The sequence below is a fragment of the Enterococcus sp. DIV1208 genome, from assembly GCF_050530455.1.
GTDB classification, from domain to species: Bacteria; Bacillota; Bacilli; order Lactobacillales; family Enterococcaceae; genus Enterococcus_B; species Enterococcus_B hirae.
The window spans coordinates 2,064,243-2,088,423 of sequence record NZ_CP172887.1 but is presented as its reverse complement, the minus strand read 5'-3'; the positions used below and the strand labels follow the sequence as shown (position 1 = coordinate 2,088,423).

20 protein-coding genes are annotated in these 24,181 nt (G+C 36.2%); 10 read left to right on the top strand and 10 right to left on the bottom strand.

Annotated elements, in window-relative coordinates; genetic code table 11:
- Positions 1-61: 61 nt before the first annotated feature.
- The 5 genes from IGK91_RS09645 to IGK91_RS09625 all read right to left on the bottom strand — a co-directional run bounded on the left by IGK91_RS09645 (position 62) and on the right by IGK91_RS09625 (position 4,427).
- Positions 62-337 carry a helix-turn-helix domain-containing protein gene (locus IGK91_RS09645; protein WP_003127381.1) on the bottom strand — a complete coding sequence of 92 codons (276 nt, stop codon included), beginning with the start codon at positions 335-337 and terminating at the stop codon, positions 62-64.
- A 79-nt stretch (positions 338-416) separates the two neighbouring features.
- Positions 417-1,769 carry a Rep family protein gene (locus tag IGK91_RS09640; RefSeq protein ID WP_034704841.1) on the bottom strand — a complete coding sequence of 451 codons (1,353 nt, stop codon included), beginning with the start codon at positions 1,767-1,769 and terminating at the stop codon, positions 417-419.
- Positions 1,770-1,997: 228 nt separating this feature from the next.
- Complete coding sequence (locus IGK91_RS09635; RefSeq protein WP_034704969.1) at positions 1,998-2,330, bottom strand: hypothetical protein; 333 nt, start codon at positions 2,328-2,330, stop codon at positions 1,998-2,000.
- Between the two features lie 66 nt (positions 2,331-2,396).
- Complete coding sequence (locus IGK91_RS09630) at positions 2,397-3,806, bottom strand: hypothetical protein (protein WP_050762664.1); 1,410 nt, start codon at positions 3,804-3,806, stop codon at positions 2,397-2,399.
- Positions 3,807-3,959: 153 nt separating this feature from the next.
- Positions 3,960-4,427, bottom strand: a complete 468-nt coding sequence (locus tag IGK91_RS09625; protein WP_003127386.1) for a hypothetical protein — start codon at positions 4,425-4,427, stop codon at positions 3,960-3,962.
- A 198-nt stretch (positions 4,428-4,625) separates the two neighbouring features.
- On the opposite strand from IGK91_RS09625, the gene IGK91_RS09620 reads away from it, so the two are divergent.
- From IGK91_RS09620 to IGK91_RS09580, 9 genes are all read left to right on the top strand, one after another.
- Positions 4,626-5,831, top strand: a complete 1,206-nt coding sequence (locus IGK91_RS09620) for a DNA cytosine methyltransferase (RefSeq protein WP_003127388.1) — start codon at positions 4,626-4,628, stop codon at positions 5,829-5,831.
- 69 nt (positions 5,832-5,900) lie between these two features.
- Complete coding sequence (locus tag IGK91_RS09615; RefSeq protein WP_430605293.1) at positions 5,901-7,283, top strand: hypothetical protein; 1,383 nt, start codon at positions 5,901-5,903, stop codon at positions 7,281-7,283.
- A 70-nt stretch (positions 7,284-7,353) separates the two neighbouring features.
- A complete protein-coding gene (locus tag IGK91_RS09610) occupies positions 7,354-9,096 on the top strand; it encodes a DUF6119 family protein (RefSeq protein ID WP_003127390.1) in 1,743 nt (580 codons plus the stop codon).
- Between the two features lie 416 nt (positions 9,097-9,512).
- Positions 9,513-11,039 carry a M60 family metallopeptidase gene (locus tag IGK91_RS09605; protein ID WP_258924974.1) on the top strand — a complete coding sequence of 509 codons (1,527 nt, stop codon included), beginning with the start codon at positions 9,513-9,515 and terminating at the stop codon, positions 11,037-11,039.
- A 250-nt stretch (positions 11,040-11,289) separates the two neighbouring features.
- Positions 11,290-11,754, top strand: a complete 465-nt coding sequence (locus IGK91_RS09600; RefSeq protein ID WP_010738050.1) for a PTS sugar transporter subunit IIA — start codon at positions 11,290-11,292, stop codon at positions 11,752-11,754.
- A gap of 71 nt (positions 11,755-11,825) precedes the next feature.
- Positions 11,826-13,253, top strand: coding sequence for a PTS fructose transporter subunit IIC (locus tag IGK91_RS09595; RefSeq protein WP_128479073.1), 1,428 nt, complete (start codon positions 11,826-11,828; stop codon positions 13,251-13,253).
- The gene (locus tag IGK91_RS09590; protein ID WP_010738048.1) at positions 13,253-14,116 is read left to right on the top strand and encodes a ketose-bisphosphate aldolase; all 864 of its coding nucleotides are present in this window, start codon (positions 13,253-13,255) and stop codon (positions 14,114-14,116) included. The genes IGK91_RS09595 and IGK91_RS09590 overlap by 1 nt, the downstream gene beginning before the upstream one ends.
- Before the next feature lie 270 nt (positions 14,117-14,386).
- On the top strand, positions 14,387-15,157 hold the full coding sequence (locus IGK91_RS09585) for a DeoR/GlpR family DNA-binding transcription regulator (RefSeq protein WP_081123240.1): 771 nt from the start codon (positions 14,387-14,389) through the stop codon (positions 15,155-15,157).
- A 206-nt stretch (positions 15,158-15,363) separates the two neighbouring features.
- On the top strand, positions 15,364-18,114 hold the full coding sequence (locus IGK91_RS09580; RefSeq protein ID WP_181934386.1) for an endo-beta-N-acetylglucosaminidase: 2,751 nt from the start codon (positions 15,364-15,366) through the stop codon (positions 18,112-18,114).
- Positions 18,115-18,291: 177 nt separating this feature from the next.
- On the opposite strand, the gene IGK91_RS09575 is transcribed toward IGK91_RS09580, so the two are convergent.
- Both IGK91_RS09575 and IGK91_RS09570 read right to left on the bottom strand, forming a co-directional pair.
- On the bottom strand, positions 18,292-19,479 hold the full coding sequence (locus IGK91_RS09575; protein ID WP_010738045.1) for an MFS transporter: 1,188 nt from the start codon (positions 19,477-19,479) through the stop codon (positions 18,292-18,294).
- Positions 19,480-19,497: 18 nt separating this feature from the next.
- Positions 19,498-19,776, bottom strand: a complete 279-nt coding sequence (locus tag IGK91_RS09570; protein ID WP_010718697.1) for a hypothetical protein — start codon at positions 19,774-19,776, stop codon at positions 19,498-19,500.
- Positions 19,777-19,970: 194 nt separating this feature from the next.
- Here IGK91_RS09570 and IGK91_RS09565 point away from each other — a divergent pair, with 194 nt between their 5' ends.
- On the top strand, positions 19,971-20,627 hold the full coding sequence (locus tag IGK91_RS09565) for a Crp/Fnr family transcriptional regulator (protein ID WP_010738044.1): 657 nt from the start codon (positions 19,971-19,973) through the stop codon (positions 20,625-20,627).
- A 116-nt stretch (positions 20,628-20,743) separates the two neighbouring features.
- Here the strand turns inward: IGK91_RS09565 and IGK91_RS09560 are convergent, their stop codons facing one another.
- Genes IGK91_RS09560 through IGK91_RS09550 form a run of 3 tightly spaced genes read right to left on the bottom strand, consistent with a single transcriptional unit; the run spans position 20,744 to position 24,019 of the window.
- Positions 20,744-21,541: a TPM domain-containing protein gene (locus IGK91_RS09560; RefSeq protein WP_010738043.1), complete on the bottom strand. Its 798-nt coding sequence runs from the start codon at positions 21,539-21,541 to the stop codon at positions 20,744-20,746.
- Positions 21,538-22,749 carry a hypothetical protein gene (locus IGK91_RS09555; protein ID WP_010718694.1) on the bottom strand — a complete coding sequence of 404 codons (1,212 nt, stop codon included), beginning with the start codon at positions 22,747-22,749 and terminating at the stop codon, positions 21,538-21,540. Before IGK91_RS09555 ends, IGK91_RS09560 begins: the two co-directional genes overlap by 4 nt.
- A 22-nt stretch (positions 22,750-22,771) precedes the next feature.
- Entirely contained in the window at positions 22,772-24,019 is a 1,248-nt protein-coding gene (locus IGK91_RS09550) for an SPFH domain-containing protein (RefSeq protein WP_010718693.1), read from the bottom strand.
- Between the last annotated feature and the right edge of the window lie 162 nt (positions 24,020-24,181).

The window sequence follows — 24,181 nt, the reverse complement described above, 5'->3', positions numbered from 1 at the left end:
TCAGAGGATTTTTCCTTTCATACTAGCAATGATAATGACTGTGAAAGAATCAGTCAAGGCACTAGACCTTGAGCTGATTCACAAATCGTTTTAAATCCTCACGATCGAAACGGGTTTCTTTACCCAAGGGGATTGTTTTTAAACCTTGAGAAATCCACTGATTTAAGCGCTCATCTCCGATATGGAGGATTTCTTTTACTTGTTTACGTGTCGGATAGAGTGGCAATTCGTTTAATACAGGGTTGTTATCATTTTCTGCCTTTAATAGTGGTAAAACTAACGTCGCAACAGATTGAATGAATTCATCTGTTAGTTCGATAGGAATTTTGACATCCATAAAATTTTGCCTCCTTCATTTTCAAGTTCCTTATTGAGTATCTGAACATGGTATAATGAAGTAGCAAGTTTTTGGCTTGCTACTTATTGTGGTCTGTCACCTTTTTGCTTTTGCGGGCTTTGGTGACAGACTTCTTTTTATTCCATTGCATATTACGAATAGTTACTTTTGTCACTTTATCGAGTGCTTGGTTTTTGTAATATGTTCCATCAAAGCGAAAATAGTGAGATGGTGGCTTCATGATATAAGGAAACTGTGTTGATGCTGGTGGGGCTTTTTCAAATTTTGACAAATGAAATTTATCGTCTTCAATACTAATAAGTAAATCAATTCGACGAAAAAATTGTCCTAAGTCTTCGTGAAAGTTACTTTTGGCAATTGAGAAAAATTCTGATGGTGTTTTCGTGCTAGTGATAATAATCACTTTTGCTGAACCCATCTTATTGTGATAACGAGCAGAGATTGGACTAATCGTATAAGGGTCTAGGAGTTTCAACCAGTCAGACACACTTAAGCTGTCGCCACGAATATCATCAAGAAATAACACGTCTTGACCGTTGTATTCATCAAACGCATTGTTAGAAGCCGTTAGGCAATAATCCCAACGTTGTTCTGTTTGTTTTAATGCGACACTTTGTAAAATACTGATGATTTTCTTACTTAGAACAGTTTTTCCAGCGCCACTTTCAGCCATAATAAATAAAATCGTTTTCTTAAAATTTCCAGCATCTAAATCGGCAATTGTTTGGTAGCTTTTATTTTCGCCAGCGGTATCAAAGGCATCGTTGATTTTTCGCTTGTGTAACGCATAAACTTTATAAAATTCGTTTGTTAATAATACTTGACTTTTTGTAAGTTTTCCATCAAGAATTTCGGACACTAAATAATCTACGCTTAGATCAGTTGCCTTGGCTTCCTTTGTTGCTCTACCTCGTACCCACGTTTCCATACGTCTGTTATAAACACTTGTATATTCCTCGCCTGACACAGTGACAACTTCATCTGGGGAATACTGGTACTTGTCTTGGTCTTTTGCATGAACGAGATAAGATAGCAAGTTGTCATAGCCGTATCGCCCGCTTTTCGCTTTTTCTATATACTGTGGGTCAACACCAGCGGTAACAGATAAGTTATTTAAGGTATCTCCTTTAGCAAATTTAACCAAGATATGAGCGTGTTTTTCTTTTGGTTCAATAACGTTTTTCATTTGTTCCTGGTTCCATACTAAACGCTCATCTTTATCATGAATAATTCCGTAAAGCTCATTTACTTCATAACCTCTATTATGAAATCGTTTATTTAGTTCTTCCATTAAGGGCTGAATATTACCATTTTCAGCTTCCGTAATAATTGTGTCTTCCCATTGGAACCAGAATTCCTCTTTTAATTGCTGTACAATCATCACGCAAGTTAAACTCGCTTGTTTTTTCATGGAATAGTTTCACATCCTTAATTATTCAGTTAATTATTCTTTTGTTAAGCACATGTGTTTTTCACGTTTTTCGTGGTTTTACGGCACATCGACAAGCCCTGTGCCGTAGGCGTTGAATAGTTTATAGTAATTTTTTTGTTAAGTAATAAATAATCTCGTATCCTGACAGGCGGTTATAACCAGCTTCGCGATTATAACCACCTGTCAGACCAGACTGAGCTTTGAAACTTACAATTTTATTTTACTATCCGCTCCTGCTGGAATAACATCTGTACAAGAAAACCATAGAGTCCCATTAAATTGTCCAACATTCAAACCCTTGAGTTTAATAGGGATGGTTGTATTTGTTTTTAATGAATCTACTGATACGGTAGGCGACAGATTTTTAACCTTTACAGTTATCATTTCCATGAAAAAGGGGCTCTGAGTGTCTTGAATAGAAACATTTAATCTGTATGCGTTTAAGTAGCCAGTCTCTAAATCTTTGACTTCCGAGTAAGATTTGACTGCAAGAAATTGAGTTCCCAAAAGTGTCGCTGATAAAAAATCGTTAAGTTTTATTGTCATGTGTTTTTCCTCTTCTCATTATTTTTTATGTGATGTTTATAATTAAGGCTTCCTTCTTTTTTATTGATTATCCTCCTCTTTCCAAAACTTTACCGCATCTTTCCAAATTGGGAGAATAGACTCAAATACATTACTCTCGAATAAAGGTGCTTTAAATGGTTTTGGAGAATTACGTTCTTGTGCATATAAGCCTCTGCCAGTTCCAGATATTTTAGGTACATCAGTCGTGTCAAATAACATGAGAGAAGCTTGTTGAGTTGGATTACCAAAGAAAATAGCATTCGCATTGGTTAATTGCTCCCTAATATTACTAGCGATTGAATCTGCGCGTGGTTGCTGCATGATGAGGATAACACCAATTGATAATTGCCTGCCTTTTTGAGCAATTTGTGAAATTTTTTGTTCGAATTCCGACTTCTGTTTATTTACAGTCATCATGGCGATAAGGCTGGAATATTCCTCAATTACTAAAATGAAAGGTGGCATGCCTAATTCACTAGCATCAACTCCGAATTTCTTAGACATCAGATATTTTTTTTCTCGAAGATCCAGTTCATTAAGAACTTTGTCGATCAACCTAAAAGCATCAGATACAGAGCTACCATAAAACTCCTTGGGCATTCCTGATCTAATTGCTAGCTTCAGCAAATCAGATTGCTTATTATCGTGAATAAGCAAGCGTGCATGTTTTGTTTTTTCATATCCATGTTCTGTATAACGAATGGTTTGCGAAAGGTAACGAGTTAGATAAAAATACGTGAAATATGATTTTCCCGCTCCAGAGCTACCACTTACAATCGCACTCACTTGCTTAGCCAAATTAATAGAAAAACCTTTGTAGACTTTAATTTTTAGACTATAGTCAATGCTCGGAAAATCAAATGTATTTCGAATTACTATTTGCTTGGGTGGAGTTTTGTCAAAAGTATAACGAACTCTTTTTAGGTTGCTGTTAATTTCTTCAAGAGGATATTGTAGTATGCTTTCTAAACGTTCTCCTAGCTTGTCGGTGTCTTTTTGAAACTTATCTCCTTTTTTTAGAGCGTCGACATAGATGAATTTTCCATGATCTACATAATATAACGACAGCTGGTTGTTAACATGTCCATGTTCATCACATGTGTATAAATTGTTTGTAGTTAATAGATGAGCCAGTTCTTTTTCTATTGGCTTAGGCTTTAGATTTATCTTTGATAACCTATGATAAGTGGGTACAATATTGATAGTGACACCTAACATGATTAGCAGAAAGTTGATAAGAGAGAAATGTCGCGTTGTAACTATATTCATTGTAAATAAAAGAACGCAAACACTAAAAAAAATTAGGAAGATGATATTTATGATGCCCATTGTTTTAAAAAAAGAACACCATGAATAATTTTGTTTAGTGATGATGTTTATTGGATAGTATTTTCCAATTTGGTTTTGATTTTTGATATATCTGATTATTTTTTTCTTAATTTCGTACATTGTGAAACCTCCTAGTTTATTTTTTTGGTGCTATTATTTTTTTCATAGTGAGGAAGGGTCTCTACAGTTTGTTTTCATAATTACTCCTTTCATAAAGTGTTTTAGTAGGTATACTAAGATACATAATTTGTAAAAAAATTTAAGCCTTCTAGCTTAAATTTTTTCATCTGATTGATAGGCTCTCCAGCCAGCATACAGTATTAATTTGATGATATATGAAAGTCTTAAAATGCGTTTATTTTCTTCCCCCATAAGTTTGCGTTGATAATCTTCAATCCCACGCCAAATACTATCTTCTAGGTATAATTTTGGGGTATTACTAGCTTCGCTGGAAACAGTCTTATCTTTTTCCATCTGCTGTGCTAATTCTTCCCAATCGCTCGTGTCATAATTTTCCGTTAACCTATAACACATTTCGACAATACTAGAGAAACTCACTTTAAACACAATGTTTCTTGACACACCGTTTAGAGAAGGAAACTTTTTTAGCAAATACGTCTCAGATTGTTCTATTAAACCGTTCCGTATTTCTATGTCTAGTTCTTTTTGCTTTGCTTGTATCAACTCATTTGCCCAAATTGAAGTGACCCCAGCAAGTCGAACACTTTTATATATTCGCATTGATCTATTTCCTTTCGTCTGGTTGTATCTTGCAATAACCACTAATATATGAATAATGATAGCATTTTATTTTTTTTTTGCAATAGGTTAACGACAACTAGTATTTGGTATTTTCGAATTCACAAGTTTTATGTTTCGAAGGTGTTGAAACTGTGATATAATATCAAAGTTAACTTTATAATAAGGAGATAAGCAAACATGACAAATTCTGTAAGTTCCACAACTGCTAAAAAGCACACAGTAGCTGCTTTTTTTAGTGGTGTCGGTGGAATTGAGCTAGGTTTTGAACAAACTGGCAAGTTCAGAGTGGTGTATGCAAATGAGTTTGATAAAAACGCACAGATTACTTATGCGGAAAACTATCCTCAAACACCGCTAGACAAGAGAGACATTCACGAAGTAGATTCAAAAGAAGTTCCTGTTTCTGATTTAATAGTTGGAGGTTTTCCATGCCAAGCATTTAGTATTGCTGGTTATAGAAAAGGTTTTGAAGATGATCGTGGCGATTTGTTTTTTGAGTTATTACGAATTATTAAAGAAAATAAACCAAAAGTAATATTTATCGAGAATGTAAAAAACATGGTAACTCATGACCATGGAAATACATTTAAGATTATTCGAGAAGCATTAACGATGAATGGTTATTCTATCAAGTGGAAAGTTCTGAATGGCAAAGATTATGGCAATGTTCCACAAAATAGAGAGAGAATTTATGTAGTAGGATTTAGAAATCAGCAAGCATTTGATAATTTTCATTTCCCCTCTAAAGTTGAACTTACTACAAAATTAAGTGATGTGATAGATTTTGAAAATCCTAAAGATGACAAATATTACTATAAAAAGAACCGTCAACCATTTTATGAACAATTAGAAAAAAGCATTGTGGATGACAATACGGTCTATCAATGGAGAAGACAGTATGTTAGAGAAAATAAATCAGGTGTAGTACCTACACTCACAGCAAACATGGGAACAGGTGGTCATAACGTTCCGTTGATTAAAGGAAAAGATGGAATAAGAAAATTGACACCTCGAGAAACATTTAATGTTCAGGGGTATCCATCCACATTTAAATTGCCTGAAATAGCACATTCACAGTTATATAAACAAGCTGGGAATAGCGTTGTTGTTCCTGTAATCAAAAGAATTGCAGATAATATTTCAAAAGCTTTGAAATTTGAGGGCAATGATTATGACTCAAATGAAACAAGTGGAAAATTTTATATTATGCATACGCAGATGGATGGGAGATTTGAAGGAGAAAGTACGTTAGTTAAGGTTGTAAACACAGCTGAAGACCTTGAAAAGTTTAAAGAAGACAATCAAATTGATTTTATGACTGCAGATGAATATACAAAGAATGTTCAAAAAAACAAAAAGCTAGATTTCTATTCGTATGAATAGAGTCTAGCTTTTCTTATACCCTAGTATTTATTACTATTGGTTTGGTATAATCAAGGTATTAAAATAAAGGTGGGAACGATTGTGGCGAACATAATTTGGAAAAGTTTTAAAGCAGAAGAACAAAATGAATATATTCATTTTCTGAAAATATTCGGTGCTTTATCTGGCCTTTTTAAAGATAATCAAGAAGGAACAAATGCACAAAAGCCATACCTTTATTATCGGAATCATGAACAATTATATGCAAAAGTATTTGATGTGGAGGATTTAACAAGAAAAGATTCTGCTTTTGATGCGGTCGCAAAACTTAATGGAAAAAATGTAGGGGTCGGACTTAAAACATGGATTCATAGTAAAGATAAAACCTATCAGAAAGTGGCAGAGTTCAATAAGTTAGCTCCAGAAGAAATTAGACCACTTATTGACCATGGTTCACCAGAAGAAGTGATTAGAAAAGTTGCACAATTAAGAAATGATCGTATCTGGGTGGATAAACGATTGTATAATACAAACGAGGGTGATGATATATATCACTATATTACTCGTGATAATGAAGTGATGAATATCGTAGAAAACCCATATGACTTAGTTCAACTGGATTCATTAAAATTACTGTCTTCTAATGGAAAAACCTTTTCATTCACGGATGGATTGAATAACTATAAATTTTATGCTTCAAAATCAGTGTTGTTAGAAGAATTTGATGCATCTCCTAGTACAATCATTACATCAATTGGTATAAAACAGTTTGATAATCCTTTTGAGCTAATAAAAATGATTGAGTTACCACAAGAAGACGAAGCAAAGAGTACGCTTCCTGACCTCTATTTGCCACTGTATAGTGTACTAGGAAGTATAGCTCGAGGGGATAAACGAATTGATGTTCCTAATGGTGCTGGAATAAACAAATGGCATCGTGCTAGAGAAAATAATCGTCCTTGGGATGTTGAAATTCGAATTCCTAAATGGATACATGAACAATTCAATGGCTGGTTTTTTGGACATAATTTTATTGATACTGAAAAGAAAGTTGGAAGTCAACAAGCAGATTTTATTCGAGAAAATCCAGAAGCATATAGGGTTTCGAATAAAAATTCATTAAATTACGTTGATTTTACGCTAAGGATGCCTGATGGTAGTCAGATTGAAGCAAGTGTAAATGGTGCTAACGGAAAGAATTTACAGTCAAAACGTTCTAAAGACTTAGGTTATTGGATTTTACACACAGTGATTGGAATTCCTAGTTATGAGATGGAAAATAAGGACAATGATAAAGTTGTTACCATCCGAAAATTGAAGGAATTAGATATAGACAGTATTCGTTTGTCAATGATTGATGAGAAAAATCGAATTATTGGAATTGATGTGGCTGAATTTGGAGCGTTTGAAGCTTTTTCTGAACGATATGGACAGGCAGAATTGGTTTCTGAATTAGTACAGGATATTGAGTGAAGAATTGTCATTATAGCAAATAAAATATGTGATATTGCTGAGTTCAAATTGAGTTTGGATAGGTGAGGATATGAAAGTTAATCTATATAAGATAAAAGATGAAAAAATTTCTCTAACTGAGAAAGAATGTCAAAAATTTCAATTGTCACAAGAAAAAATAGAGACACTCAGAGATAAACGGTCTAAAAAAGTAAAGATGCATGCAATAGAAATTTTCTTATTAGAGTTGAAATTCAAAGGTTTTTCAGAAAGTGAGGAAATAAAAAAAGTCTTCAAAAGAAAAAAATTTACACTTCAATTTTTTTTGTGTGATGAGCAGAATAAAAATGAACCAGAGTGGAAATGGATTGCGAATAATTTTTCAAAATATGAAATTAAATATATTAGTAATCCAAAGGCAATATTACTTATTACGAATAATAACAATCATTATGTATACGCTTTTGGAACGTCATATATCTTAGCTGACAGATATTGTGATCGTGAAATGGCTTTTAATTTTGCTAGAAAAATTGAATACAAAGATATTAAAATGATTTCAAAAGTTGCTCCTTACAGTAAAAATAACAAAACTATAAATGCATTTACAAACAGTGAAGTGCTGATTTTTGATAGTGGTGAAGCACTTACAAAAATCAAAGGTAAGGCGAAGTTAGATAAAGATTTTAATGTGTATAAAGAGGATATTGAAATAGGAACATCAATTAAGTTTAGCTTATTCGAAAATAGTATCGATAATTTACTCAACATCATAGTTTTTATTCAAAAAGTTTTGATTAGTAATAAGGATAAAACATCAATTCCGTTATTAAAAAAAGTAACAACGAAAGAAAATGTATTACTTTCTAGACTTAATAAAAAGCTTATAGAAGCGATTAAGAAAGGTAATATAAATATTTCTATTTCAGAATTTGAAATTAAAGGAACTACTGAATTTTTTTATTCTAGCCCAGAAAGCTTTAAAATAAAAAGTGGAAATAGTCAGCTAATTTTAGACAATTTAAACGTGCTTGAAATAAAAAAATTCATTTCTAATAATAAAATTAAAGATGATAAGATATTAAATATAACTGTGCTGGTAAAGAAAGATGGGAATGAAGAATCGCTTGAACTAATAGAGCTTATTGATTATTCTGATGATGTTGAAAAATGCGTTTTGATTTCAGGGACGTGGTATAAATTTAATCAAGACTATCAGACTTATCTTGAAAATTCATTAAATGAAATAGAAGTTATTTACGATTCGCAGTTTAATTACAGCAAATCACAACATGACAAATATTTGAATGACATCTTAATTCAAGAAAAAAATTTACCTAAAAATCAGGATATTACAGAAGAAGAATTGAAAAAAATTGTGAAGCGTAAGTATTATCGGGAAAACTACTATAACGGCAATATTTCAGAAAAAGACAATCGCTACAAAAATCATGATAGAGACATTGATGATACTGGCATAGGGAAGATTGAAATTGCAGATTTGTATTTTGATGATAAAGATAATGAGACAATATACGCTGTTAAGATGGGAAGTGGCTCATCTGACCTAAGTTATGTTGTTAGTCAATCGGAAGCTGCGTTAGAAATATACAAAAGTGATATACTACAAGAAAAAACTCAATCATTACCAATCAAAAATGTTGGCATTTGGATAGTGTTGAAAAGAACTAAGAAATTATCAACATCAAATGGGAAGATAAATTTGAATGATTTGGATATGTTTATTTTAAAAAATCGTTTAGATGAATGGAAAAAGAAAGTAAGATTATTAGGATTAAATCCAATAGTTCGTTTGAATTATATTGTAGATTAACTCTAAAATAAACACACTGGCGAGTAAGATTTTTTGACCATACTTTTGACCATACTTTGCAAAAAATACAGTACATTTTCTGGCGTGTTGAAAGGCTAAAAATCCTTGATACAAGTACCATTAAGCTACACTAAGAATCACTGAACCATCAATACGGTCTCAAAGACGCAAACGCTGCAGAATAATCAAAACATTGTTCATACGATGTTTAGCAGACTATCTGATAAAGGTAGTCTGTTTTTTTGTGTTTTCTGTTTCTGATAATCAAAAAATGGTCACTAAAAATTTATCATACCATATTATTTAAAAGTCTGATTTTCATTATTTCCTTCTGTTGGAAAAAAACGACAACATTTATAAAATAATGCATGTTAATGTTATATTATAAATAAAAAATAACATTAAGAGGTGCTAATATGAGTAAGAAGAAAGCAATGATTTTGGGGTCTTTACTGTTCAGTATGGTTATTTTATCAAATGACCTAAATGTTGAGGCAACAGTAAATGAACCGACTATTGGGACGGAAGTCGTTCTTTCAGAGCGAAGTAATGAAAACGTTTCAACGGTTTTGAATGCTTATCAAAGTGAGGATGTTGAGAGTTATCGGGAAGAAATCGGGAATTGGTTTGGTCCTAGTAGCAATCAATCTACAGGGATCTATAAACGTAAAAATGATACGATCGAAATTTATGTAGATGAAACGGCGCAACAACTACCGACGTATACGATTACCAGGGCTAGTCTGAAAGATTATCTCGAAGGGGCAACGAAAGGGAAACGACTAAATAGAGGAAGAAACGTCATTTCCGGTACTCAAGAAGGCGTGATCCATATCCAAAATGAATCCACTCGCATCACGCAACAAAAAACGAGAATTGAAATACGTGGTGGTATTACAATTCCACGTTTTATTCTAGGAAAAATGACCAATAAAGATTGGCAGAATGAAGTAAGAAATCATCCAAATGCACCTGCTTATGAATTGGTCAGTGATCGAGTTTTGGTTACAGGATCCGACAAAACAATTAATTATGTGAAGGACCCAACTAAAATTTTAACAACGAAAGAAAAAGTAATTGATCTTCACGATCAAACAGCCGGACTCGATAATAGCGCTACAATCCATCGTCAACCAACTGGCTTAGTTCAACATATGCGTGAAACGAGTGCCAGAGAAGATTATATGTACGCATATGAACAACATACTGGTTTTAATTATGCAGATGGGATGAGAGTCTTGTTAGATCCAGACGGTTCCTCACAGTGGGGGATTTGGCATGAATTAGGTCATACCTATCAAATTGATGATATGGGTTGGGAGGATATGACCGAAGTGACCGTGAATATCTTTTCGATGCGGGTACAAAAAGCATTAGGGCAGCGTAGTCGTTTAGAAGAAGATCGCGTATATACGGATATTTTCAATTATTTGAATCGAAGTCAATCGAAAAATTTTGATAAACAAGATGAATTTGTTCGACTAGGAATGTTTTGGCAGCTGGAATTAGCATTTGGCAGCGACTTCTATCCTAAACTATATCAGTTATATCGTGAAGAAAGTCCACAGCTATGGACAGAACAAGACAAGCGACAACATTTTATCTTATCTGCTTCAAAGATCAGTAACAAAAATCTAACGCCATTTTTTGAAAAATGGGCTATCGAAGTTACTGCTGATACTAAAAAAGAATTAGCAAGACTACCAAAATTAACGAAGAAAATCTGGGAATATCGTGATGAAATGAAAGGTGATGTAGGAAATATTACCGATGATGATAATAACAATGGCAACACGGAAGATCCTTCAATTGAAACTTGGGATAAAGATAAAGTGTATGTTGCTGGGGATATTGTCATGTATAAAGGTGTAAAATATCGTGCAAAATGGTGGAATACCGATAAAGTTCCTGGAGAAACGATTGACTGGGAAAGAATTGATTGATCATCAATAAACACAACGTATTTTGATTGTAACGGTCAAAATACGTTGTGTTTTATTTGTATAAGGAACGCCTGAAACACATGAATCTCTAATTTTGATGAACGCTATCGATCATTTTTTTGACTGATTTTTTAAAAATTTGATCCATTTTTCGTTATTCGTTCAAAGCATTGAATGGCTGAATTAGGGATGCTATACTTGCCACATTTATTAGAAAGCGTTAACAAATAGTGAAAGGAGGCTATATGGAGTGGAGATTAGTCAACTGATTTCAGAAGAATTGATTCTTTTCGATGACTCAATTCGATCAAAAAAATCATTATTTGAATATATCGGTACTACACTTGAAACCACACATAGAGTAAAAAGTGCAAAAAAAATAATCAAAGCATTATTCAAAAGAGAAGAGGAAGTGCCTACAGGGATTGAAGCTGGATTTGGTATCCCACATGCTAAAAGCAAGGCTGTCATTACACCAACCATTTGTTTTGTTCGTAGCAGCCAGATTACAGAATATCTTGGCTTAGATGGGGAGCCAATTGCATATACTTTTGCAATCGTGGTTCCTGCAAACGCTGCTGACAGTCATCTTGAGATTCTCAGTGCGTTGTCAAGGCGATTAATTGATCCAAACTTTAGAAAACAAATCAAAGAAGCAAATTCAGCCTCAGAAATTATGACCGTTTTAAAAAATGAAGAAAAAGCAATCCGTTAAATGAATCATCGAATAATGTCACACGCATCAACTGAGACCGTTATTGAATAAGCAGATAGGGGAGAATAACGATGAAAATAATTGGTGTAACCGCATGTCCTACGGGAATTACGCATACGTATATGTCCGCTGAGAAATTAGAAGGGACTGCTAAAAAACTAGGCCATGATGCAAAGTTTGAAACGCAAGGAATCAAAACGGAAAATAGGTTAACTACAAAAGAGATTGCTGAAGCAGATGCGATTATTCTAGCAGTTGATAAAGAAATTGATATGCAACGTTTTACGGGTAAAAGAATCAAAAAAGTTTCAACGAGTCGAGCAATTAAAGAACCAGAATTGGTAATTGATGAAGCATTAAAAGGGATCAATACGTTAGAAATTGCTCAATCAGTTGAACAAACAAAAGCCACGAAACAAAAAGCCACACTTTATAACCATTTTATGAGTGGTGTGAACTATATGTTACCGTTTGTGATTGCGGGCGGAATTATTATCGCATTAAGTTTTGCTTTTGGGATCACTGCAGCGGATCCTAAATCAGCTGACTATAATGTCCTAGCTGCCGCATTTTCTAGAATTGGTGGAGACACCGCTTTTGCCATGATGGTGCCAGCTTTAGGGGCAGGGATTGCGACCTCTATTGCGGGGAAAGCTGGCTTTGCACCTGGGATCGTGGCAGGGCTACTGGCATCTACTGGTGGTTCTGGATTTCTTGGAGGAATGATCGGGGGGCTGTTAGCAGGGTATGTGACAGATTTTCTGGCAAATAAAATTCCTGTAAAAAAAGGTATCTTAGCGATGTATCAATTGATCGTCGTTCCGTTAATATCTATCTTGATCATTGGTTTAGCAATGGTTTTTGTAATCGAACAACCCATTTCGTGGTTATTAGAAGTATTAACCAATTGGTTGAATAGTTTAGGTAATACTTCCGGATTAATGTTTGGCTTGATCATCGGCGTGATGATGGCAGCTGATATGGGAGGGCCGATCAATAAATCGATCTCAACTTTTTCCATTGGTTTGATGTCGGCCGGAGTCAATGCACCGATCGCAGCATGTATGGCAGCTGGAATGACCCCACCGCTGGGGATCGCCTTAGCCACACTGTTGTTCAAGAAAAAATTTACGAAAGAAGAACGGACTTCTGGTCAATCCTGTTGGGTGCTTGGTGCTTCTTATATTACAGAAGGAGCGATTCCCTTCGCAGTTTCAGATCCGATTCGAGTCATTCCGAGCTTGATTCTTGGCTCTGCTACTGCAGCGGGTATCTCAATGGCTGCCGGTGTCACATCCATTGCTCCTCATGGTGGGATTTGGGTCATGCTGATACCTAACGTGATCAATCACCTACCCATGTATTTGCTAGCGATTGGTGCTGGGACAGTAGTTACGGCTCTTTCACTTGGATTATTAAAGAAATCAAGCGAAGAACAAGTCGGAAATGAAGAAAAAATAGTGAAGCAAGAAAAAATAATAAATGAGGTGGAAGTGTAATGTTATATACAATGAAAGAGCTATTGAAAGTAGCTAAAGACAATCAATTTGCGGTTCCTGCTTTTAATATTTGTAGTTATGATATGTTAAAGGCAATCATGGAAGAAGTAGAACGGTTAAATGCACCAGTGATTTTAGAGATCCATCCCGATGAGATTGCTTACTTGAATGATGAATTTGTTGCTGCTGTTCGAGCTTATGCGCATAAAAGTAAAGTACCTGTAGTGATCCATCTTGACCATGGCGGTAAAGTAAGTGATGTGTTACGGGCTATCCGCAATGGCTATACCTCGGTTATGATTGATGCCTCCTTGCAATCCTTTGACGATAATATAAAGATAACTAAAGAAGTGGTGGCTCTAGCTCACGAGGTAGATGTGTCAGTCGAAGCAGAAATTGGTACGATTGGGAATAATGGGTCAGCAGAAGGTGGGTCAGCTAATATTATTTACACAGATCCTGAACAAGCAAAACAGTTTGTTGCAGAAACGAATATTGATACATTAGCTATCGCTATTGGAACAGCACATGGCTTATATCCTAAAGATAAAACACCAAAATTGAATATCGAGTTATTGAAAGAATTGAATGAGACCATCGATTTGCCATTTGTTTTACATGGTGGTTCAGGAAATCCGGATAAAGAAGTAAGCGAAGCAGTTAAATATGGTGTAGCTAAGGTCAACCTTAGTTCGGATCTTAAAAGTGTCTTTTTCGATGCATTAAGAGAAATCTTAAATGAAAACCCGGAAATGTATGAACCGAATATGATCTACCCTTATGCGAATCAAAAAGTACAGGAAGTAGTGAAACATAAAATGACGATCTTAAACACGATCGATCAAGCCAAGTGTTATAAATAAGACGAATTTCTCACCGTTTATTCGTTTTAGAGATACTAGAAGAGACCGAGACAAGTTTTGACACAGTCTCCAATGAAATCGAAATCGAGTGGTCATGAAAAAATGCTCAGTATTTCTAGGAATAAGCCAATGAATCGCTAACTTTAGTTGTTTCGGCTGATGTCCTATAGCGAAGCATTTTCATTCTAACCACTCGATTCTGTTTTTGGATGTAGGTGGAGGCATCTTTGTTTATGGTAAAATAAAGCGAAAGAGAAAGGAGTGGGGAAGATGTTAAGTGACGTAGAAGAGCGACAACAAACGATTGTCAATCATTTGAAAATCAACCAATTTGCCAGGATTACTGAATTGATCGATTTAGTAAATTACAGTGAAGCGACAGTGAAACGAGATCTTGTTGTCTTAGAACAAAGTGGTCTGATCCGCAGAGTCCGTGGTGGGGCTATGTTAGTAGATAATCAGAAAATCGATGTACCATATATGATGAAAATCACCCATTTAGAGGAAGAAAGTGAAAAACGTTATATTGCGGATATTGCAGCTAATTTGATCAAAGATGATATGGTTTTATTTTTAGACTCTAGTACAACTAGTTTGCATTTAGTTCGAAATTTAGGTCGATTTGAGGGGCTGCAAATCATTACGAATGGGGTCATTACTGCTGCTATGTTAAGTGAATTTACTTCAGCAAAAGTATCGATCGTCGGTGGTAAAATCGTTCAAAAACGAGCAACGATCAACGGAGCAAAAGCGTATAATGATATTTTGACTTATGCTGCTGACCTTGCAATCATCAGCTGTCGAGGATTTGATTTTAATCAAGGCGTGACGGAAAAGCATGAAGGAGAAGCGTTAGTAAAAAGAGCGTTTCGTAAACAAGCCAATCATTTGATGGTGTTAGCTACACAAGATAAATTAGAACAACGCTTCATTCATCAAGCAATTGCTAGTCATGAAATCGATTATTTAGTGACCAGTCAGAAATTAACGAACGAACAATTGAAAAAAATCTATGAACACCACACAGAGTGTTTTTATTAATCAGAAAGACCAATAAAAGTGGATGTTCTCATAAAATTCATTCATTGATAACACCTATAATTTGTATCAAGAAAGCTATAGTTTGTTCATGTACACCCTTTTTAGTAAGCGCTATCATAAATTGTGGAAGATAATAATTGAGAAAGGAGTAACGAGTGAACAGTTGCAGCAAGCGATTAGATAAGAACAAATCATAGGAGGTAGCGATGAAGAAGTTAGAAGGTACTTTAGCTGGATTGTTGGTAACGGTGATGATGGGAATTGCTCTGAAAGAACCGGTCGTTTATGCACAAGTAGATGCCACAAATCCCGAGGTAAGGGTTTCGATGGATAATCAACCGGAGTCCTCTTACTGGTTCCCTGATGAATTGCTTAAATGGACGTTTGATCAGGATACAGATGCGAAATACAATGTTAGTGTTGAGCCTTTAGCCACACGAGTGGAGAAATCACACTTATTAAAATCGAATACTACCCAAAACGAAAAGATGAAGGTTGTCGCACTTTCGATCATGAATAATAGCACTAGTGGAAATGCACCAAGAGGGAGCAATCAGTTTGATGCAAATGTTTTTTCGAATTGGCAATATATTGATCAATTGGTTTATTGGGGAGGCTCAGCTGGCGAAGGTATCATTGTTCCGCCAAGCCCAGATGTTACCGATGCGGCGCATAAAAATGGTGTGCCTGTTTTAGGCACGATCTTTTTTCCACAAGGGGCCCATGGCGGAAAAATCGAATGGTTGAATACCTTTTTAGAAAAAGATGCTCAAGGTCATTTTCCAATCGTGGACAAGATGATCGAAGTCGCACAAAGATATGGGTTTGATGGATGGTTCATCAATCAAGAGACAGAAACCAATCTAACGAAAAAACACGCTGATTTAATGAAAGAACTGATTGTGGAATTTAAACAAAAATCAGCTGGAGCGTTAGAGGTTATGTGGTACGATTCCATGACGAATGACGGGAAAATGGATTGGCAGAATGCGTTAACTGATCAAAACCAAGATTATTTAGTGGATGCTAATTTGAATCCAGTAGCAGATAGCATGTTTTTGAATTTTTGGTGGAATACCTCTAGCTTAGCAGGCCAAGATCTATTGCGTAAATCAAAAGAAAAAGCAGAAAGTTTAGCCATTGATCCCTATGATTTATTTGCGGGAATCGATGTCCAAGAAAAAGGGTACGATACACCGGTCAGATGGGAGTTGTTTACGGATAAGAAGGGAATACCCTATACTTCACTAGGGCTTTACGTCCCAAGTTGGACCTATTCTTCTTCCAATGACCCAATGGACTACCAACAAAAAGAAGAAAAATTCTGGATCAATGAACAAGGGGATCCTACTAAAAGTACACTACCAACCGGCACAAGTTGGCCTGGAATCTCTACTTTTTCGGTTGAACAAACCGCTATTACGCAATGGCCTTTTATCACCAATTTCAATGTTGGAAATGGTTACAGCTATTTTAGCAATGGGCAACAAGTTTCAACAAATGAATGGAATAATCGAAGTCTCCAAGATATCATGCCGACTTACCGCTATATTATCGAAGAAGGAGCTGGCAATAAATTAGCTGGTAGCGTGGACTATACTACTGCTTTTAATGGTGGGAGTTCTTTGGCTTTTAAAGGTAAGATGGCAGAAAAAGTAACAAGTAAGATCAAACTGTATCAAACAAAAGTCAAAGTCGAAAAAAACATGTCATTTACGACGACAGCCAAAGCATCTGATCGAACCACGTTGAAACTAGTGTTAGGTTTTGCTGATGGTACATTTGAAACGTTTAATGGCAATAAAAAAATAGGGAATGACTGGACAACGGTTTCTTATCCTTTGAATAAAGCAACTGGAAAAGAAGTAACGTCGATTGCCTATGAGGTAGCCTCAGCAAAAGCAAATGAGAATTATGAGTTATTCTTAGGTCAAATTTCTGCGACACCTAAAAAGGTGCTGAGTCCAACAGCGGTCAATGATGTTACGTTCGATGATTTGTCATTTGACGAAGAAGCAATGTTTGCCGGGATCAGATTATCTTGGACTAGTCCACAAGCAGATCGCATCAAACACTATGAAATTTACCGCGTTCTAGACGATGGAACACGTGTCTTTATCGGAGCCACACCTGCTGAGAATTATTTTATCAATGGCTTAGAACGTCAAAATGCAACAGCTACAGCTATCGAAGTTGTGCCAGTTGATATCTATGGCAACAAGGGTGAACCTTCCAGACCAAACAGTTTTGACTGGCCACCTGTTCAGTTACCACGTGCTTCCTTTACTGTCTCAAAAACTTTGGTAGCGCCAGGAGAACCGATCACTTTTACGAACACCTCTTCACGAAATACCCAAAGTTTAAAGTGGACATTCAAAGGTGCTGATGTAGAGTCAAGTACGGAAGAACAGCCTCGTGTCACTTATTCAAAAGAAGGAAGCTACGATGTAGAATTGACAGCGATCAATGAAGCAGGAGAAACGACAACTGAAATGAAAGGGATCGTTACGGTTACCAAGAATGCCCAAGCTGGTCTGAGTTTATTATCTAAAGGTGCCAAAGCAGAAGCCTCTTCATATGTGAATGAATCAGAGGCACCAAAGTTTGCTGTCGATGGTGATCTTGGAACAAAATGGTGTGCTGTAGGGAGTGCGCCACATACCATCACGGTTGATTTAGGAACAGCTAAATTGATCAGTGAAGTGCGCATGGCCCACGCTTCTGCAGGAGGAGAAAGTGTAGGCATGAATACCAAAGCTTATACTATAGAAGTGAGTGCAGACGGAGAAAATTTCCAAGAAGTTTCGCGAACAACTAATAATACGCAAGGTTCAACGCTAAATACCTTTGCAGCAACGACTGCCCGATTTGTGAGAGTCATCATCGATCAACCAACTCAAGGCGCAGATACAGCTGTCCGTCTTTATGAACTAGAAGTTTATGGGTTAGCAGAATAAAAGTTGAGTGATTGTTTCTGAACAAAAAGGAGTTTTGACAGAAGTATCTAATCATGAAAATAAGCCGAAGAATCCAAAAATAGTTTCTTCTATCTTTGGATTCTTCGGCCAATGTTTTGCTAGAGGTGAATACTTCAACACCTTTTATTCGTTTCTTGAATCAGTTTCAGTTCATCACTAATTCCATTCAAGTTTTGCTGAGTGGCTCTTTTTTTTATTATAAACGATATAGAGAACTGTACAGATCAAAGGAATGATACCAGAAACAATGTATAATCCTCTAAATGACGTATAAGATTTCAATATTCCCATCAAGTAGGGGCCAACACCTAGACCTAGATCTAATCCGATGAAGTAAGTTGAAAGAGCGATACTGATACGGTGTTCTTTGACGATTTTCAAACAAACTGCTTGTCCGTTTGACATGAAAGTCCCGTAACCTAAACCAACGAGTGCGCCTGAAATAAGTAAGGTGATGCTGTTCGTTGTCGCACTTAGTAGAAACAAGCCAGCAGTCAAGAACAAATAGCTAGGATACATGACATACTGTTCGCCTTTAGCATCAAAAATACGTCCCGTCAATGGGCGAGTGAAGGTGATAACTAACGCATAGACCACAAAGAAAAAGGAGCCTGCAGCGACTAAATGAATGACTTTCGTATAAGAAGACAAGAAGGACAAAACACTTGAATAAGAAAGACCCATTAAAAAGGCGATTCCTGTAATGAACAATGCTTTTTTCTCAATGAATCCATGGATACTCCAAGATTGTAGTGATTTTCTTTGAGTATCAGATAAATCAATGTTTTTGACTGGGAACATCAGACAGGCAATCGTTACAAGAAAAACTAAAACGATAGAAAACCAAATAATAAAATGAAAATCAGTCAGATTAAGCAAGATCATTCCTAAAAAGGGTCCGATAGCAGCAGCTAAACTAGTACTTAAACCATAATAATTGATTCCTTCTCCTTTTTTTGATTCAGGAATATAGGCAGTGACGATCGCATTGGTTGCTGTCGAAACGGTCCCGTAGCCAAACCCATTTAAAAAACGTACCAGATATAATACGCCGATCGTTGGGGTGAAAAGATAGGCTAAAGTAGAGAGTAAATAAAAAATCGCTCCACCACGCAAAGTAAACTTGCGCCCAAATAATTCAAGTTGTTTACCCATAAATAAACGAGCCAAAAGTGTACCTATGATGTAGATACCAGAAGCAAAACCTGCTTGGCTCATACTAGCATGTAAATCATCTTGAGCAATAACGGCAATAATGACCATCAGTAAATAATAAATTAAATAGACAATGAAATTAATAAGAGTGATTCCGATAAAATGTTTATTGAATAATTTTTTTTCCATTTGCTTTGTGTTTACCCCTTAATCTGAATAAGCTTTTAATTTTTGGATTTGTACTTCAACATCGTGGTAATTTGATGGATAGCGATCGACCAATTGACGAATGAACAAGTCTCGAGTCGTCATAAATAATTCTAAAAATTCTTCTAATTCATTCGATGGTTTTTCATCGACTGCTTTGATCAATTCAATCGAATTTTGGTAAGCATCATTTAAGAAAACCAAAGAAGCTTTCATGTCAAATCTTGTTTGATAAGCTGTTTCAAGTCGATTAATAATTGTTTTCATCCAGTAGTTCATATTTTTTTCCTCAATTCTTTCATTTTTTTTTACATTCGCAGTATAACGAAACGAAAAGAAGAAAAAAATCACAGACATAATTTAAAATGGTACTTAACAAATGTTAATATCATTAGTAAAATACCTTTGGGCTTTAAAATACTTAGAAATCTTGTATTATTTTTTTAGATAAATGTTTGGATGGGGGAGCATGATTGGACAGCAGAGTGCTAAAGGAATATTTAGAGAAAAATCAATTTCCAATTGTACGAAAAAGATATCATAAGTATCTAACTTTTGAAGGAGTGGAGGATTGTTACACGTATATTTTAAAAGAAGGCACGGTCAAAGCAAGTGTCATCTCAAATGATGGTCGTGAGTTCAACTTGAGGTATATTAAAGATCTAGAGATTGTTTCACTTTTAAAAGATGAATATTCGCAGTTTATTGATTCGCCGTACAATATTCGGATTGAATCTGAATATGCAGAATTTTATCGAATCAATCGAGTGAAATTTTGGGAACATATCAATGAAGATCCAAAGATGCAACATTATGTAAAAGAGTATTATCGTTATCGTTTACTGTATTCCATGAAAAAAATGCAACAAATGCTTTTAAATGGGAAATTAGGTGCCGTATGTACGCAACTTTACGAGTTATATGATTTATTTGGGGTTCGGACCGAAGAAGGCATGATGATCGATTTTGTGATCACTAATGAAGAAATCGCCAAGTTTTGCGGAATCTCTACCGCTAGTAGTGTGAGTAGGATCTTAAAACAACTGAAGGAAAATGGGATAATCACCGTTAAAGATCATCGGATCATTATCACCAATATGGATTTATTAGAAGACAATATTATCTTTTAAACAGGATCAGTGGAAAACATAAGATGCTTCCTTCATGTAGTTGTATCAGCTTTAGCTGACGACAATGCATGAAGGAAGCATCTTAATTTACGGATGAACGTTTCTATTTTAGTGCTTTAAAAGCTTCGGCCTCCGCCACCGAAAGTCCCGCCACCGCTGGAATGTGTCGTACTTCCGCCACCACCGCTACCAGGAGGTGGACTTTTTGGAATCCTGCGTGTAGTGACAAAGGAGTTGGTTAAGCGATCTGTTTTATCCGTTAATTTTACGTTTGATTTTTCTCTAAATGGGTATTTATAAGTTCCTGATTTCAACTGATACCTCGAAACTGTTACAAAGTAGAATACGAGGCTCAATGCCAGGGCTAAGATGATAGAAATCACTATTTCAGTCGTCGTCAACACTTTATACCGCGTGATCTTACCAGTCTCTTCATCAATTTGATAATGTCCTCCAGGAACTCCAGCTTCTACATATTCTGAAGTTTTAGTCAAATAGGCTTGAGCTGCTGCAAAATAAGCCGAATTCGTCATTTGGTCGTAGACATCATCTAACGTGTCATTGATCCGAGCATCATCAAGATAATCGATCATATTACCAGAAGTTGAAATGTAAATCTCACGTTGTCCCATATCTAACAACAGAACAGCCCCATTTTGATCATTACCGATCGCATTTCTTAAGTAATCATCTGCAAACGTTCGAGGTTCTTCTGAGTTGGAAGTCGTCGTTACGATAAAGATTTGTCCTTTGATCTTCTCATTGATAGGCTGGATTTGTTGCTCTAAAGATTGGATCTGCTCTTGCGTGAACAAACCAGCTTCATCGTTCACTGCGGGTGTAGCAGCGTCAACGGAAGAACTCCAAAAGAAACCGAATAGGACTAGAAAGAAAAGCAAAATTCTTTTTTTCATATCAAGTATCCTCCAATCATAAAGAGGATCGCCAATACAGCAAAGATTCCAAAAGCCGTCAAGCCCAGTTTTTTATGACTGATGGGTAAAACACCGCTGACTTTACCTGTTTGACCATTCATGGCGTAATAATAGACTTTCTTATTGGCATCACTACTGCGATAAGTGACTAACCATACCGGTAAAAGAACATATTCATTATTCTCACTAGTGATATCTGTCGAAGTCCGAACATTGGTCAATGTGGTATAACCATTTGCGGTGTCACGTAACAATTTCTCGGAGTAATCTTGCAGTTCATCTTGCACTTGTGATTTGATTGCTTCATATTCGATATCTCGTTTTTCTGCTTGAAACCCTGCCAGATACTGACTTTTGAAGTCAATTGCCTTGTTCAAAGGAAACGGTTGGACTGCTTCCACCATTTTTTGTTGGGTATTCTTGGACAATGCATTTTTTACTAGTTCTTTAAAGGAAAGTGAGCCTTCTCGATGAACAGCAAACTGTTTGGTTTCTGTATACTCGATGTCACCCACTCGCCAAATACGAATCACTGTTCCGGTCGCTTGCATAGAGCCGTCAACGGTTGCATCCGTTGTCCAATAAGGAAAATAAACGCCAGTTAGTTTGTCGATTTGGTCTTTGTTGAAAAATTCTTTGGGTACAAACCATTTTTTCTTTGTCCAAGCTAAGAATTTTTCGACCGCCTCTTCTTTTTCGACTGCAAACGGTAAGACTTTATTTGGCAGTAATTTTCCACTTAACCGTCCGGATAAAACAACTGGATTGTGACAATAGTAGCAGTAAGTAGCAGCCGTTGTTGCATCGGTCACGATCTCTGCTCCACAGCTTGGGCAAAGAAATAGTTCCATCGTTGCTTCTGTTTCTTCTTCCACTGATTCAGCTGGTGTTGCTTGATCGCTAGGATCAGAAAAACCACCAGCTTCTTCAAACGCTTTTCGTTCTGCTTCATCCATCTGCTCCAACTGTTCATCTGCAGTAAAAGTAAAATCTTTTTCAGAATCTTGTTGGGAAGGCGGTTGATCTTCTGAGTGAATCCCTCGGGCTGCTTTTTGTTCTTGTTCGTACTGACTGACTTCTTCCTCAGTGTAAACATTTAAACAATAGTCACAGTGGAATTTTTGATCTTTTGGATCAAACGTGAGAGGACCCCCACAGTTTGGGCATTTATGTGTAAGAACGTCCATTCTATCCACACCTTTCTAAAACTTAGTCGAGTGGGATTCCTTTGAATGGTTTTCCACAATTTGGACAAAACTTAGGGATACCATTTGAAAGATCGACCACTTCGTTACATTCACTACATTTCATTTGTAACTTTGGTTGGACATTTGCAACTGGCTTGGCTGCCCCACAGTTAGAACAGAATTTTCCCGTATTTTCAGTTCCGCAGACTGGACATGTCCAAGTATCATTGCTCCCTTGAGCGGTTTGTTGGTTTTGTTTTTCAGCTTGTTGTTTGATTTGTTCCTGGTTATTTTGTGCTGCTTGTGAAAGGTAAGAACCATTAGCATTCATTCCCATTCCCATGCCCATAAAGCCAGTCATCGCCCCGGCATCATTTTTACCAGCTGCTTCCATCCCACGAGCAATCGAACCTTGAACATAGCCTTCACGGACACTTGGATCTCCCAACATCGCACCTTCATTACGCATATTGATCAATTTCACTGAATCATCTGTGTAAGAAATACTTGCTACTGCGACAGAAACGATTTCCATACCACGTAATTCATTCCAAGATTCATCTAAAACATTGCCCATGTATTTACTTAATTCTAAGCTTTTTGATGGAACATAAGAAATGCGCTGACCATCAGCAGACATTTGGTTGATTGCAGCTTGAAGAGCTGTTAAAAATTCTGCCAGATACTGCTCATTAATATCTGAGATTTCTACTTGCGTTTTGTTTTTAGGAATAGCGTTGGTATAAAACAAAATTGGATCAGTAATATGGATCGAATAAGTACCATGAGCTCGTAAGAACAATTCAGCATTGTAAAAATTGTCAAAATAGTTCAGCGGCGCACTGGTACCAAACTTGATTCCTTTGATTTCTTGAAGATTGATATAAAAGACTTGTTGCTTTTGAGGTGTCACGCCACCGAATTTAAAACGTTCAAAAGTTTCTGCGATCGCACCTTTCAATGAACCATTGAACATGGAAGGAGCAGAGTCATTTTTGATCGTGTAGTAGCCTTCTTCAGCAGTATAATCAATGATTTTACCACCATCTACAAGGAGCATCATCATATTCGGATAGACATGGACAACGGTTCCGTCAGTTAGAACATCCTCTGTTCCTTTACGATTGGAGCCACGTTTATCATCTTTACGTACTTTCACACCTTTTGTCATAACTGTTGTATCGCTCATATCCGCTGGTTCGATTACTTCGATCCATTGATCTGCTAATCCACCGCCGATCATGCTTGTTGCTGCTTTGATAAGACCCATAAAAAATTCCTCCCTTTATGAATGTTGATTGTTAAATGAATGACTCTATTATACCATAGGAGCAATAAAAAACTCTCAGACGGAAGATGGATATTAGCTGTTTAGCTGATTTTCTTTCAGTTGAAAAAAACAAGGAAGATCGAGAAAGCTGTTTGTGAGTAT

Bases quoted from the DNA above. Each gene is read 5' to 3' on its own strand.
- IGK91_RS09645 (WP_003127381.1), bottom strand. From the start codon at position 337: ATGGATGTCAAAATTCCTATCGAACTAACAGATGAATTCATTCAATCT.
- IGK91_RS09640 (WP_034704841.1), bottom strand. From the start codon at position 1,769: ATGAAAAAACAAGCGAGTTTAACTTGCGTGATGATTGTACAGCAATTA.
- IGK91_RS09630 (WP_050762664.1), bottom strand. From the start codon at position 3,806: ATGTACGAAATTAAGAAAAAAATAATCAGATATATCAAAAATCAAAAC.
- IGK91_RS09625 (WP_003127386.1), bottom strand. From the start codon at position 4,427: ATGCGAATATATAAAAGTGTTCGACTTGCTGGGGTCACTTCAATTTGG.
- IGK91_RS09620 (WP_003127388.1), top strand. From the start codon at position 4,626: ATGACAAATTCTGTAAGTTCCACAACTGCTAAAAAGCACACAGTAGCT.
- IGK91_RS09610 (WP_003127390.1), top strand. From the start codon at position 7,354: ATGAAAGTTAATCTATATAAGATAAAAGATGAAAAAATTTCTCTAACT.
- IGK91_RS09605 (WP_258924974.1), top strand. From the start codon at position 9,513: ATGAGTAAGAAGAAAGCAATGATTTTGGGGTCTTTACTGTTCAGTATG.
- IGK91_RS09595 (WP_128479073.1), top strand. From the start codon at position 11,826: ATGAAAATAATTGGTGTAACCGCATGTCCTACGGGAATTACGCATACG.
- IGK91_RS09590 (WP_010738048.1), top strand. From the start codon at position 13,253: ATGTTATATACAATGAAAGAGCTATTGAAAGTAGCTAAAGACAATCAA.
- IGK91_RS09585 (WP_081123240.1), top strand. From the start codon at position 14,387: ATGTTAAGTGACGTAGAAGAGCGACAACAAACGATTGTCAATCATTTG.
- IGK91_RS09580 (WP_181934386.1), top strand. From the start codon at position 15,364: ATGAAGAAGTTAGAAGGTACTTTAGCTGGATTGTTGGTAACGGTGATG.
- IGK91_RS09575 (WP_010738045.1), bottom strand. From the start codon at position 19,479: ATGGAAAAAAAATTATTCAATAAACATTTTATCGGAATCACTCTTATT.
- IGK91_RS09570 (WP_010718697.1), bottom strand. From the start codon at position 19,776: ATGAACTACTGGATGAAAACAATTATTAATCGACTTGAAACAGCTTAT.
- IGK91_RS09560 (WP_010738043.1), bottom strand. From the start codon at position 21,541: ATGAAAAAAAGAATTTTGCTTTTCTTTCTAGTCCTATTCGGTTTCTTT.
- IGK91_RS09555 (WP_010718694.1), bottom strand. From the start codon at position 22,749: ATGGACGTTCTTACACATAAATGCCCAAACTGTGGGGGTCCTCTCACG.
- IGK91_RS09550 (WP_010718693.1), bottom strand. From the start codon at position 24,019: ATGGGTCTTATCAAAGCAGCAACAAGCATGATCGGCGGTGGATTAGCA.